Origin of the sequence: Alteromonas sp. 009811495, from assembly GCF_028865455.1 — a bacterium.
Taxonomy (GTDB): Bacteria; Pseudomonadota; Gammaproteobacteria; order Enterobacterales; family Alteromonadaceae; genus Alteromonas.
The window spans coordinates 3,625,119-3,637,710 of record NZ_CP113972.1 but is presented as its reverse complement, the minus strand read 5'-3'; the positions used below and the strand labels follow the sequence as shown (position 1 = coordinate 3,637,710).

Genomic DNA, 12,592 nt, shown 5'->3' with positions numbered 1-12,592 from the left:
TTTACGACTCCAATAATTTCTTAATTCGGCTGTCTTTGTTTTTCCACAAATTGTTGAGCCAATCTTGGAAATAAAGACGGAACTCAGACTCTGAACGGTCTGACTCTTGTTGTAATTCAGGTATAGGAGTGACATTTACATCGATTACGATTTTTGTCATTTGCCCGCTTAACATTGCCATCATTGGATGACGCTTGTTTTCGGGGTACAGAAGGGAAATATCCAATACATTAGTGAACAATTCCCCCATAGCCGCTAGTGTAAACGACACGCCGCCTGCTTTTGGCGGGAGTAAATGGGCATACGGACTTTGTTTTGCGACATGCTTATCTGTAGTAAAGCGTGTTCCTTCAACAAAGTTGATAACTGTCGTAGGTACAGTTCTGAATTTTTCGCAATATGCCTTCGTGGTTTCTAAATCTTTGCCTTTCTTTTCAGGGTGCTTTTCCAGATATGCGCGCGTGTATCTGTGCATAAAAGGCATATCAAGGGCCCAGGCTCCTAAACCAACAAACGGTAGCCAGATCAGCTCTTTTTTCAAGAAGAATTTGGGGGCAGGAATACGATGTGTAGCAAATTCAATGAGCAGAATTATATCCAGGTAGCTCAAATGATTGGCAATAATAAGATACCAACGGTCTTTGGCTAATTCGCCGTGTACTGAGCATTCGATATTCACGTTATTAAACAACCGAATAAGTAACACACTTACGCGCCCAAAGCTGAACATCAGCGCGTGCATAACCTTATTCCAAAGCGCTTTGACCGCCCCGTTAGGCAATAGCAATTTAACAAGGCCAAGCAAAATAATGAGGCCACCCCACAACGCGAGATTCAAAATTTGTAGTGTGGTGTGAATAACAAAAATAAACGGAGCTAGTACTGCACGGATCATAATGGTTTCTGAGTTGCGTTAAGTGATTCCAATAAATTATCTTTTGCCTGCCAACGCTCGTTTAACCACGATTGGAATCGTGCTCGAACTTGCGGATCTTCAAAGTATTTATCGCTAAAAATGCCATTTTCCATAATGTCTTTTATGGGCATAACGTCAATATTCACACGAATATCGCGCACTTTACCACTGACAAAGTCCCAAAAAGAAGGTACGCCCTGAGGATAATCAATAGTGACATCAATGAGTTTGTGAAGATGATTCCCCATGGCTGAAAGCACAAACGCAATACCGCCTGCTTTGGGCTTTAGCAGGTGGTTAAAAGGAGACGCCTGCTTGTCGTGTTTGGCTTTTGTGAATCGCGTGCCTTCTACAAAGTTCATTATACTCACAGGCTTAGAGCGAAACTTTTCGCAAGCCTTGCGAGTAGTTTCCATATCTTTGCCTTTTAGGTGTGGGTTTTTGGCCAAAAATGATTTTGAATAGCGACGCATGAATGGGAAGTCGAGTGCCCACCACGCTAGACCAAGAATAGGAACGTAAATGAGTTCTTTTTTGAGGAAGAACTTCAAAAACGGAATTTTGCGGTTAAAAACCCGTTGAAGAACCAGTATATCAACCCAAGATTGATGATTAGCTAACACGAGGTACCAGTCGTCTCGAGTGAGTTTCTCTAGGCCGTTAACGTGCCATGTTGTGCCACCGCTGATACGTTGATTCATGTTGTTAACCCCAATCCACGCTGTCGCGCAGGCGTCGAGTAAATAAGAAATGAAGCGACGCCATTGGGGAATAGGTATTAGCTTAAACACTGACAATAACAAAATGGGCGTAGCCCAAATTACAGTATTTAGAAAATAGAATATGACTGAAATAGTGCCAACAATATGATGCAACACGGCTTTAACCATTGTACTTACCTCAAAAATTAGGCGCTTAGTGTAAACGAACTTGATCTAAAATCCGATAGAGCCTTTACTGATTCCACAATAAAGGCACAAATAAATGAATAAAAGGAAGAAAAATGGAGCTTATTGGCGAAAATAGAGCATTTGGAGGCAAACACCTTCGTTACACTCACGCTGCGAAAACCACCCAATGCGATATGACGTTTGCGATATTTCTACCCCCTTTTGCGTCAGACGAGAAACCTGTTCCTGTGCTTTACTGGCTATCTGGGCTGACCTGTACCGACCAGAATTTTATGCAAAAAGCTGGGGCGATGAAACTTGCTGCTGAATTAGGTATGGCAATAGTTGCACCCGATACTTCACCACGTGGTGACAATGTGCCAGACGATGAAAATGGCGCGTATGACTTTGGTCTTGGGGCTGGCTTCTATGTTGATGCAACCGAGGTGCCATGGTCTGAGCACTATAATATGTATAGCTATATCACCAAAGAGCTACCCGAGCTCATAGAAAGTGCGTTTCCAGTTACTAAAGAGAGGGCGATTAGCGGTCACTCGATGGGAGGCCACGGTGCATTAGTTATTGGCATGCGTAACCCTAACAGATATGTGTCTGTCTCAGCGTTTAGTCCTATAGCTAACCCAATGGATTGTGGATGGGGGCAGAAGGCGCTGGGTAACTATCTTGGAAGCGATAAGACTGCGTGGCAAGACTATGATGCGTCTGTTCTATTGGCGAGCAAAACCCATTACATTCCATTGCTTGTAGAGCAGGGTACAAAAGATGAGTTTCTGCACGAGCAATTAAAACCACAGTCGTTGGTTCACGCAGCTCAGCACTCTGAAACACAACTTACGTTAAATATGCATGAAGGCTACGATCACAGCTACTACTTTATTGCTTCTTTTATTGAAGAGCATTTAGAGTTTCACGCTGGCCACATGGGGCTCATTTAGTCGCTTTGCCACTGCAATAAATTCAGGTAGAGGGACGGGGCGCTGGTAAAAATATCCCTGACCATAGGTGCACTGATGCGTTTGTAAGAAGGTTTGTTGCTCGATGGTTTCAATACCTTCTGCAATAATGTTGATATTTAGATTCTTCGCAAGGCCAAGGATGGCTTGCACAATGGCCTGATCATCAGTGTTGTTTTCAAGTTCGCTGACAAAAGAACGATCAATCTTAAGTTCATCAATCGGCAGCTTCTTCAGATAAACCAGTGAACTAAAACCTGTGCCAAAGTCATCAATTGACACGGTAACACCCATAGCCCTTAGTTCATTCAATAGTACAGAGACGGTATCTAGGCGTTTAATTAATATGCTTTCGGTGAGTTCAATAGATAGGTGACGTGGTGCTATATCATGCTCGACAATGGCTGTTTTAATTTGATCAAGTAAATTGAGATCGCTCACTTGTCGACCAGAAATATTGATCGCCAACCGGATATCAATACCTAACGCTGTGAGTTGTTTAATGGTGCTACAGGCTGTATTGATAAGCCATTCGCCGAAGGGAAAAATTAGCTCACTTTTCTCCGCAAGGGGAATAAAAACCTCGGGTGAAATAAACTTTCCGTCGGCAGTAATCCAACGGGTTAGTGCCTCACACTTTACGATTTTGCCTGACGATAAGTCGACAATAGGTTGCAGGTACAACTTTAACTCGTTGTTTTCGATGGCTTCGCGAAGTTCATTCTCAAGCTTGTTCACCGCATGATGCTGTCGGTGTAGTGCTTCACTATAGACTAGCGCACTATTTTTGCCTTTATATTTCGCTGCTTGCAGCGCTATATCGGCGTGATGAAGCAAGGATTCTGGTGAGCTACAGTTGCTTGGAAAACTGACTTCACCAATATTTACTGCCAAGTTTGGTTCCGTGCCATCAAGTACTGTGTAGGTTCGGGTCAGTTTTTCAATTAACCCCTGAATAAACTCTGCTGTAGCTTGGCCATTAAAGGCATCATCGCGTTTAATTAACGCAAACTCGTTGCTTCCTATACGGGCAATAAAGCCTTTGTTGTTGACATAACTTTGAAGACGCAGCGCAAAAGACTTGAGAATTTCATCGCCAGATTTGTAGCTGAGCACTTCGTTAATGCGCTTGAACTGACAAATATCGATGATAAAAAGCTTAAATGGCACACCTTCATTGATAAGTCGGCGAATGGTATCTAAAAAAATGCTTCTACTGGCAACATTTGTCAAAGAGTCCATTCCAGTGTTGTTTAGTACTTTCTCACGCTTATTGTGAATATGCGTAATATCAGTGAACAGATAAACCCAATGAGTGAGATCTTTTCCTTGAAGTACCGGGTGAATAGTGACTTGTAGCCACGTACTAAAGCTGCCGAGCGGTTGCCAAAATACTTCCCCTTGCCAAGGAGATTTCTTTTTCACAAGAGAGGGCAAGAAGGACTGAGAGGTGTCCATTAAGTGCAGTAATTCAGAAATACGCTTAGTACTTGGTGTGGTGCTGTTGCAGACCAGCAAGCGATGAGCGGCCCTGTTATCTAAAACTAATTGTCCTTGTGCATCAAGGATCACAACCCCCGTATCAAGGTCGTAAATTGCTTGTTGAATTGGTGGTACTAATCGTTGCAACCGACTATTTTTTCTAAGCACATCATTAAGTTTGTGACGAATGTATTCGTGTTGACCAACAATTTCATGATGGCTAAGCAGTAACTCTCTAGCGGTTTGTAGTGTTCTTCGCTTGTCGTTGAATTCGTCCTCAACGTTTTTAATAACAAGATAACGAGAATCACTGCCGCTGTTTATTGCTAACGCTTCTAGACGCAAGTCAGCTTGGTCTATTTGTTCGGTCCAAAATCCAGAGGATAAGGTGAACGCCGTATCACCTTGCCAAACTTGCTCGGCATCAATAAAAAAGTCACAGAGAAAGAGAGAGGGAGTTTGTTCTTTTAATAAGCGGTTGTGCGTATCTAGCGTAACGATGCCGTTTAACCAAGGAAGGTCAGTGGTTAAACATTCGATGTCATTAGCCTCATTGCAACGAAACAATGCACAATTGGTAATGCCAAGCGCGTTTAATAAGTGAATGTCCATGGTTCCCTCCTACCAAAACGCGATCGTATTAAATAATTTATCTACGTTCTCACCGGTTTTAGCGCTTGTTTTAATAAGTACAGCGAATTTTTGAGCATAAGACGCCAGTTCTTCTTCGCTCCAATGCCAGCTAGTAGGAAGATCAGTCTTATTCACCACAAAAAAAGCGGGTACATTTGGGTAATGATCCCTCGCTAACTCCAAAATTTCCATACCCTCTAATAGCGACTGTGAGCGAGTTTGATCAACCACAATAATGTATGCACTCGCTCCGCGAAGGTAGCGAGGATTAAAACCGCAGTAACGGTCAATCCCTTCTAAATCCCATATCAGCAATTGCACATCGCTGTCATTTTCATGCACGTGCTTTTTATCGATTTTAACGCCGATAGTCGTCTTATATTTTTCAGAAAAAATGCCTTCAACAAACTGCTTGGTAAGGCTCGTTTTACCTACGCCTGTTGGTCCTAATATGCATATTTTCTTCTGGATCACGAGAAAGCTTCCTTACTACTGTATATCGGATGTTAAAACGTTAATCATTACAGAGCGCCCCATTGATGGTTTCTTTAATGGGAGTTCGCCCAGACTAACGGCAATCAGTGTGTCGCTTGCAACGCCAAACGAAATTAGCGTATTAACCACATTGTCGGCACGCTTACGACTAAGCACCTTATTACGTGCACTAGAACCTGAGTTGTCACTGGCGCCTAATACTACAATACTTATAAACGTCTTGGTTTTCGCTGCTAACACTTCTAGCTGCACAATGTCACTAGCTAGCGCCTCTAATTTAGCTAACTGTACTGCAGAAATGTTTTCTTGGTTAGTGGCAAAGGGGACACTTTGTGAGGATATTTTGTCTACCAATCGGGCAAGCGCCGCTCGCTGTAGTGTACTATCGTCTATCTCAATAACAGGTATGACTTCAAGTGCATCAATGTCAATACTGAGGTTGTCGATACCTGGTATGGCGTCCATTTGCTGAGAAAGGTGTGCCGCCGTTGACGAAAAAACGCTGCCGCTTATACCAACACTTTCGTTGTCGAGTATCAGCGAAAGTGTTTCTTTTGAACTCAAAGGATACTGGCGAACGAGTTGAGAGAGCTTTTTGGCAACAACAGACGCTTTCAGCGAGGCGAAAGGTTCTTCGATGATGTTGACGTCTTTAGCATTGATATCGTTGGCACTTAGCCATTCACTCACACTCTCAACTGCAGGATCTCTGAGGATTTTAGTGTGTACTTTGCCGTTAGTAATAAATGTGTCTGCCACTAAAATCCCATCGGGCGGAGTAAGGCTTTCAATATCGCTTTTTAAGATACTCAGTGATAGACGCATTGCAGACAGCGCAACAAGTGCGCCTACCAAAACAATTAATAGCACGCCTCCCAATAAGCGTTTGGGCTTTTTCTTTTGCTCTTCTTTTCGCTCGCTTACCAAACAGTCTGACAAAATGGTTTCAGCGCCTTCAAAGGGGGCGTTGTCACCATTGTATTGAGACAGTGGTTGCTGATAGAACTTATGAAATTCTTCTAGGGTAAGCTGAAGTTTCTGGCGTATTGAAGGAGGAATTACACCAGTAACTGCTGCAACCAAAATGGCCTGAGGGCCAATTTTGATAAGCAAGGTAAAATCGCCCGTTTTAATCTCACCAATTTCGTTTTCTGTGGCATCACTACCTTGGCTGAACGCATCTGCGACAAAGTCGTTGATTGCTACAAGCATCGAAGAAATAAGATCGGCATCTTTTTCTTTTTCAGGATCAGATGACAAACCGCGAAGTAACGTACCTGTTTCTCTGTGAATAACGAGCAGTTGTTGAACTTGATATTGATAAATTTGTGAAGCCACAAATTCAGAATATCTCACGCCCGATTGCCAGGCTTTAAATCGCCACGATATGCTCCTTGGACTTAGACTGTTTTCGATGAGCGTGTTCGTGCGCTCAACGAACTCTATGACAAAAGAAGCAAACGCTTTTCTTACTAGCGTGCCCACCAGAGGGTAAAGTGAACCAACAATTTTTTCACTGTTGGCTTCAATTGAACGGTGTAACGATTTTTCAACTAACGGTACGAGTACTTTATTAACTGAGCCGTCTTTATTTTCACGTGTCAATAGTGCTTCGGACACTACGTCAGTAACGTATTGCTTTGCATTGTGCGACAGCTTTTCATCAATATACTTGTCGTCTCTCCCAATAAGTAGTGCTCTTACACTATCAAGAGAGTGATCTGTGCGCTCAGGTGATGGCACCTTGCTTGTCATAATTTAGCTGTCTGTAGCGAGGTTTGTCGCCATGGTTGATAACAAGTTAGCCAGCGTTTTTCTGTCGGTCTTACTTTCAGATAGTTCACTGGTAACCTGTTGCAACTTAGCGAGTAATTCCTGGTGACGCTTGGTAAACAAATTGTCAAGTGACTCCAGCTCTTTAACAACATGCGCTTCAAGTGCGTCATTGTCATTCTTTGCTGTTGTTTCAGCTATTTCCAGCTCGCTTTGCAGTTTATCGGTGGTATTTTGAAGGTGAGCTTGCACATTACCATGATTGTCATTTGCATTGGTGAGCTGTTCAGTCAGTGCCGCTACTTGAGTGTCTATTTGTTTTCGAATTTGGGCAAATTGCACGTCAAGGTGAGCATTGAGTTTACTGAAACTGTCCTCTACCCGTGCTTCCAGTGCCGAAAGATCAGCACGAAAAGCGCGATTAGTTTGACCGAAAAGAATTTCTCTAAGTTGTGATAGTTCATCTGTTTGTTCAACAGACTCGGCAGGAGTCGGTGCTTTCGCATCCTTTTGCTTCTTGTCTTCCATAAATCATCTCCGGCGAGAAAGGCGTGATGTAGGCGCTACTTTGTCTTTCAGTAGTTATTTTAGTCACATTGCTTTTTTTTCCTACAATAACGGTAAATGAGCAACTTTGAAATACTCAAAAAGTATATTAATAGTAAATACGTAGATAATGAAAAAATGCATTTGATTCAGCGTGTTGTAAAACTCAGATAGGATTAAAGTACTGGTGAAAGTTCAACGTGTTGAAGTTGAAGTAGTTAGTGGCACATAAATGCGGTGAAAATATACAATCTCGTCGTTGTTTTTTTAGTGAACATAGGTAGTATACGCGGCTCGCGAAAACGCGCTATAGCTGCATTTCGCTTTGCTTTTGTATTACGTTGTTATTGAGGTTTGTGTTGTGTCTATTACTCCCTTAAATCGCAAGTTATCTGTCGCTCCAATGCTCGATTGGACAGATCGCCATTGTCGCTATTTCTTGCGTCTTATGACTAAACACACCTTGCTTTACACTGAGATGGTTACAACTGGCGCCATTATTTATGGCAAGGGTGACTATCTTGGCTTTAACAACGAAGAGCACCCTGTCGCTGTTCAACTAGGCGGTAGCGATCCAAGTGACATGGCACGCTGTGCGGTATTGTCTCAAGAGCGTGGCTATGATGAGGTTAATATCAACGTTGGTTGTCCCAGTGACAGAGTAAAAAACGGCAGCTTCGGGGCGTGTCTCATGGCGCAACCTGAAGTCGTTGCTGATTGCGTTGCCGCTATGCAAAAAGAAGTCGATATTCCCGTTACCGTTAAATGCCGTATTGGTATTGATGATATGGATGAAGACGAGGATTTTTCGCGCTTCATCAATGTGGTAGCCGATGCCGGATGCGATACTTTTATTGTTCATGCACGAAAAGCGTGGCTACAGGGGTTAAGCCCAAAGGAAAACCGTGAAATTCCACCACTAAATTATCCTCGCGTACATCGCCTGAAGGCAGCTAGACCAGAACTTTCTATCAGCATTAATGGTGGTGTTAAAACGCTAGATGAAACCAAAACGCAACTACTCGACGTGGATGGTGTGATGATGGGGCGTGAGGTTTATGCTAACCCCTACATTTTAGCAAATGTCGACAACGTTATTTTTGGCGATGATCAGAGTGAGATTATCTCTCGTCGAGATCTGGTTATGAAAATGCAAGAATACATAGCACGTCAAGACGATCCGTATTTCAAGCCATGGCATGTGGCGCGTCACATGCTAGGGCTTTATCAAGGCCAAGCAGGCGGACGAATTTGGAGACGTTACTTAAGTCAAAACGGTACAGGAAAGTCTCCCGATCCTGATCTTTTAATGAATGCATTAGATGCAGTGGAAAAAGCACAGAGAGAAGTTGCACAGTACAATGGTCAAAAAGACTAAAGTATTAGTGCTTTTGACTAAAGTTTAATATTTGTACTATTGGCTCTTTTCTCTCGCTGGCAATTTTATTTTTAATAAATTCTTTTAAAACAACATTTTAACGATTTGTTTTGATGTTGGCACGTCTCTCGCTAACTACTAAGTATCGCAACGACAACGTGTTGTTGCACTGACTTAACGTTCGAGGGAAACTATGAAAACTTCACTAATTGCAGCGACTTTACTTTCAGCAAGCATGATGAGCAGCGCAGTGAGCGCGCAAGAGTCAGTGCTTCAAACATTATTAACTGACATGGTAACAACAGCGGTTTCAGTTACTGCAAATGAGATAAGCGCAGACGTTTATCAAACTGTTGCCAATACGTCTTATCACTTCGAATTAGACGGCAAAAATAGCGGCAAGTCAGGTAGCGTAAGCGTAACAGACTTGGTAGTGAGTACTGACGCAGCAGGCTCATCAAATGAAGAAGATGCCGACTAACATCATTGTTGTAAAAAAAGCGCCTTAGGGCGCTTTTTTTACATCTAGTATATAAGCTGCTCCTGATTCAGCGCCATTTTCATCCTTATGCGGCGTACCTACAATGGCCATGTGATCATACAAGGCTACATTCCAGCCGAACCTATCATTTTCTGATGCATCACTCGCTACTGTCTTGAACTTAAAGCGCCATTGTCCATTTTGCTTTTTATATATGTATAAAGCGCCTTGATTAACTGCGCTTACTTCGCTGTGCATAGCACTAATTATTGCCGTACTACTTGTTAAAGCAACGCCACGACCAAATCGGTCATCGGCATGACCATCAGGTGCAGTGATTTTATCTGTCTGTTTCCATACGCCATTGGAGTGTTCAAAAATATAGGCGGAGCCAGCGTCTATACCAACACCTTCAATATCATCTCTTCGCGCAGAAATTAAAGCGGTATTTCCGTTTAGCGCAACTCTTACGCCAAATATATCCGTTTTCTCTCCATCGCTTGCAAGTAACTTCGCCTGTTGATGCCACTGATTGTCATCGAACACAAAAGTATAGGCGGCCCCTGCGTTCTCAGCTTTCGCATCGTGTAGATCAGCACCCACAAGGATCGTATTGCCATCAATGGCAACGCTTATGCCAAATAAGTCACCCTCAGCACCGTCGGTTGCAGTGAGTTTGGTTTGAAATTGCCACTGATTATTCGCTTTTTTATACACGTAAGCTGCACCCGAATCGGTGTACGAACTATCGCTATGCGGCGCGCCAATCACAAGAAATTTTTCAGTTAGTGCAATACTCTGCCCATATGCATCGTCTTCACGTGCATCAACAGCCGTTAACACTTGAGTTTGGCTCCATGTATCGTTTTCTTTTTTGAAGACGAAAACTGCGCCGGCATTTTTCTTTTTGACGTCACTATTTCTCGCCCCTAAAAGTGCAAAACCATGTTTAAGCGCAACGTTTCCTCCCAAAGTATCATGGGGATAGCGCGGTGAGGCGATGAGTTTGGCTTGCTGCTGCCAACCCTCTTTTGTTTTTGCAAAGATATAGGCAGCACCCGCATCTTCACTGTCTCTTGAATCTGCTTTATATGCACCGACTAAGGCAATTTCTTTATCAATAGCAACGCTGTAACCAAAAAAATCCTCAGAGTTACCGTCATCAGGGACCACTTTAATTGGTTGTGCAAAACTATTCGGGGTGAGTAGCAGTAAACCACAAATAGTGAGCCTAATGGTTGTGAGATGTTTTTCCATTACCTTTTCATTCCTTGATTAGAAAGCAAACACACTAGTGGGTATAGCGCACTCCGACAATTCAGAGTCGATGAAATGAAAAATTTCAAAGATGGTTACAGCTCGCCCTTAGATGTAATGGCACTTTATTTACTCATGCTTAGGTGTAAAGACCGCTAATTCACAGTAGTGGTCAAATTCACAAAGTCAGTGGTTAAAAATACCAATTATTAGGTTTAGCTTGTTTTGAATTTACCTCTGTAAAAGTGATTTTTTGAAAAAATGCATACAAAACAATTGTTTAATAATTTGGCACGTTGATTGTAATAGTAATAGGGAATCCAGTAGGAAATCCAGCGAAGCACAATATGACAGTGGTACAGGGCTGGTAACCAAATAACATTCTTAACGGAGAAATAATCATGGGTATGTTTTCGCGTATTAACGATATTGTTCAAGCCAACATCAACGCAATGCTAGACAAGGCTGAGGATCCGGAAAAAATCATTCGTTTGATTATTCAGGAAATGGAAGAAACCTTGGTAGAAGTGCGAACTGATGCTGCGCGATATATCGCGCAACAAAAAACATTAGCGCGCCACATCGATGCAGCAACAAAAGAAATTAATGGTTGGCAAGATAAAGCCCAGCTTGCCATGAACAGCGATAAAGAAACCCTGGCTAAAGCTGCGCTTATCGAAAAGCAAAAGTACGTTGCAAAGCTCGCGTCACTTGAAGAGCAGCAAAAACATTTATCGGAGACGGTAGAGAAAATCCAGCAAGATACTTCGCGCCTTAATAGCAAACTAGCTGAAGCAAAGGCAAAACAGAAAACACTGGTACAGCGCAAAAATTCAGCGCAGACCCGCCTTAAAGTGAAGCAAGCAGACCATGAAAGCAAGATTGATGATGCGATGACGCGTTTTGAAAATTACGAGCAACGTATCGATTATCTAGAAGCGCAAGTTGATGCTTACGATTTGACGAAAACAAACGAAGCTACGTCACTGCAAGCTCAGTTTGACGCAATGGAAGCCGATGAGGCAATTGAGAAAGAATTGGCTGAACTTAAAAAGAATAAGGTCGCTTAAGCGACCTTACCCCAGCCAGTGTAAACCGCATTTAGCAAAGTACAGAATAAGAGTGGAGAAAATCATGAAAATGCCAACACAAAAACGTATGTATAGAGATTTAGATTCAGGCGTTATCTCGGGTGTTTGTGCAGGAGTTGCACGCTACTTTGATATAGACGCGGTATGGGTAAGAGCTGCGGCAGTGGTAAGCCTGTTCGTCGCTACCCCAATTACACTGGTTGCCTATATCGCTGCCGTTATTCTTCTGCCGAGGATGGGCTAATGAAAAATTTCTTGATTGCAGTGGTTATCGCCATTGTTCTTGTAAACTGCTTAGGCAATTTAGTAGACAGCTGGTTAGGAATGCATATCGTCATGGCCGATGAATTGTTAGGGCCATGGGAAAACATAGCGGTGTTATCACTTATAGGTGTGGTTTTGGTTGTGGTGGGCTTTGTCGTGGCAGTGAGCGTATTAGGTACTATCGTGCTTGGTTTGGGTGCGGGCTTACTAGCACTATTTGTTGTAGGCGTCAGCGCGTTTTGGCCCATTATCATTATTGGTATTGCGCTTTATGCTCTGAAAAACCGTAACTCTGCACAGTATAAGCAGCGAAATAGTCACAATATGCACCATACTTTATAGAAAACATAAGCCAAATTAAGTTGTGTTTACGTAGTAAAAGATGATGTTATAGACGCAGCCGTCATAAAGG

The 12,592-nt window shown here is 42.7% G+C and carries 13 protein-coding genes; 6 read left to right on the top strand and 7 right to left on the bottom strand.

From position 1 onward, the window contains the following. Window position 1: 1 nt before the first annotated feature. Window positions 2-895, bottom strand: a complete 894-nt coding sequence (locus OZ660_RS16375) for an acyltransferase (RefSeq protein WP_202262502.1) — start codon at window positions 893-895, stop codon at window positions 2-4. Beyond that, window positions 892-1,806 (bottom strand): acyltransferase, encoded by a 915-nt coding sequence (locus tag OZ660_RS16370; protein ID WP_202262501.1) that lies wholly within the window; start codon window positions 1,804-1,806, stop codon window positions 892-894. Before OZ660_RS16370 ends, OZ660_RS16375 begins: the two co-directional genes overlap by 4 nt. Window positions 1,807-1,919: 113 nt before the next feature. On the opposite strand from OZ660_RS16370, the gene fghA reads away from it, so the two are divergent. Beyond that, window positions 1,920-2,762 (top strand): S-formylglutathione hydrolase, encoded by an 843-nt coding sequence (gene fghA, locus OZ660_RS16365; RefSeq protein ID WP_274741659.1) that lies wholly within the window; start codon window positions 1,920-1,922, stop codon window positions 2,760-2,762. On the opposite strand, the gene OZ660_RS16360 is transcribed toward fghA, so the two are convergent. From OZ660_RS16360 to OZ660_RS16345, 4 genes are read right to left on the bottom strand one after another with little or no spacing between them, the layout of a single operon-like run. Further along, window positions 2,727-4,874 (bottom strand): putative bifunctional diguanylate cyclase/phosphodiesterase, encoded by a 2,148-nt coding sequence (locus OZ660_RS16360; RefSeq protein ID WP_274741658.1) that lies wholly within the window; start codon window positions 4,872-4,874, stop codon window positions 2,727-2,729. The genes fghA and OZ660_RS16360 overlap by 36 nt on opposite strands. A gap of 9 nt (window positions 4,875-4,883) precedes the next feature. Continuing rightward, window positions 4,884-5,369 carry a Rab family GTPase gene (locus OZ660_RS16355; RefSeq protein WP_274741657.1) on the bottom strand — a complete coding sequence of 162 codons (486 nt, stop codon included), beginning with the start codon at window positions 5,367-5,369 and terminating at the stop codon, window positions 4,884-4,886. A gap of 15 nt (window positions 5,370-5,384) precedes the next feature. Next, window positions 5,385-7,145: an OmpA family protein gene (locus tag OZ660_RS16350; RefSeq protein ID WP_274741656.1), complete on the bottom strand. Its 1,761-nt coding sequence runs from the start codon at window positions 7,143-7,145 to the stop codon at window positions 5,385-5,387. Between the two features lie 3 nt (window positions 7,146-7,148). Further along, complete coding sequence (locus OZ660_RS16345; RefSeq protein WP_274741655.1) at window positions 7,149-7,691, bottom strand: hypothetical protein; 543 nt, start codon at window positions 7,689-7,691, stop codon at window positions 7,149-7,151. A gap of 379 nt (window positions 7,692-8,070) precedes the next feature. Here OZ660_RS16345 and dusA point away from each other — a divergent pair, with 379 nt between their 5' ends. Both dusA and OZ660_RS16335 read left to right on the top strand, forming a co-directional pair. Further along, entirely contained in the window at window positions 8,071-9,087 is a 1,017-nt protein-coding gene (dusA, locus tag OZ660_RS16340; RefSeq protein WP_274741654.1) for a tRNA dihydrouridine(20/20a) synthase DusA, read from the top strand. Between the two features lie 193 nt (window positions 9,088-9,280). After that, on the top strand, window positions 9,281-9,568 hold the full coding sequence (locus tag OZ660_RS16335; RefSeq protein ID WP_202262494.1) for a hypothetical protein: 288 nt from the start codon (window positions 9,281-9,283) through the stop codon (window positions 9,566-9,568). A 24-nt stretch (window positions 9,569-9,592) separates the two neighbouring features. Here the strand turns inward: OZ660_RS16335 and OZ660_RS16330 are convergent, their stop codons facing one another. Next, window positions 9,593-10,825 carry an FG-GAP repeat protein gene (locus OZ660_RS16330; protein ID WP_274741653.1) on the bottom strand — a complete coding sequence of 411 codons (1,233 nt, stop codon included), beginning with the start codon at window positions 10,823-10,825 and terminating at the stop codon, window positions 9,593-9,595. A gap of 401 nt (window positions 10,826-11,226) precedes the next feature. On the opposite strand from OZ660_RS16330, the gene pspA reads away from it, so the two are divergent. From pspA to OZ660_RS16315, 3 genes are all read left to right on the top strand, one after another. After that, complete coding sequence (gene pspA / locus OZ660_RS16325; protein ID WP_202262492.1) at window positions 11,227-11,895, top strand: phage shock protein PspA; 669 nt, start codon at window positions 11,227-11,229, stop codon at window positions 11,893-11,895. Between the two features lie 64 nt (window positions 11,896-11,959). Next, window positions 11,960-12,160, top strand: coding sequence for a PspC domain-containing protein (locus tag OZ660_RS16320; protein WP_159627855.1), 201 nt, complete (start codon window positions 11,960-11,962; stop codon window positions 12,158-12,160). Next, complete coding sequence (locus OZ660_RS16315; protein WP_159627857.1) at window positions 12,160-12,522, top strand: hypothetical protein; 363 nt, start codon at window positions 12,160-12,162, stop codon at window positions 12,520-12,522. Before OZ660_RS16320 ends, OZ660_RS16315 begins: the two co-directional genes overlap by 1 nt. The last annotated feature ends 70 nt before the right edge of the window (window positions 12,523-12,592 follow it).

Bases quoted from the DNA above. Each gene is read 5' to 3' on its own strand.
- OZ660_RS16375 (WP_202262502.1), bottom strand. From the start codon at position 895: ATGATCCGTGCAGTACTAGCTCCGTTTATTTTTGTTATTCACACCACA.
- OZ660_RS16370 (WP_202262501.1), bottom strand. From the start codon at position 1,806: ATGGTTAAAGCCGTGTTGCATCATATTGTTGGCACTATTTCAGTCATA.
- fghA (WP_274741659.1), top strand. From the start codon at position 1,920: ATGGAGCTTATTGGCGAAAATAGAGCATTTGGAGGCAAACACCTTCGT.
- OZ660_RS16360 (WP_274741658.1), bottom strand. From the start codon at position 4,874: ATGGACATTCACTTATTAAACGCGCTTGGCATTACCAATTGTGCATTG.
- OZ660_RS16350 (WP_274741656.1), bottom strand. From the start codon at position 7,145: ATGACAAGCAAGGTGCCATCACCTGAGCGCACAGATCACTCTCTTGAT.
- OZ660_RS16345 (WP_274741655.1), bottom strand. From the start codon at position 7,691: ATGGAAGACAAGAAGCAAAAGGATGCGAAAGCACCGACTCCTGCCGAG.
- OZ660_RS16335 (WP_202262494.1), top strand. From the start codon at position 9,281: ATGAAAACTTCACTAATTGCAGCGACTTTACTTTCAGCAAGCATGATG.
- OZ660_RS16330 (WP_274741653.1), bottom strand. From the start codon at position 10,825: ATGGAAAAACATCTCACAACCATTAGGCTCACTATTTGTGGTTTACTG.
- pspA (WP_202262492.1), top strand. From the start codon at position 11,227: ATGGGTATGTTTTCGCGTATTAACGATATTGTTCAAGCCAACATCAAC.
- OZ660_RS16320 (WP_159627855.1), top strand. From the start codon at position 11,960: ATGAAAATGCCAACACAAAAACGTATGTATAGAGATTTAGATTCAGGC.
- OZ660_RS16315 (WP_159627857.1), top strand. From the start codon at position 12,160: ATGAAAAATTTCTTGATTGCAGTGGTTATCGCCATTGTTCTTGTAAAC.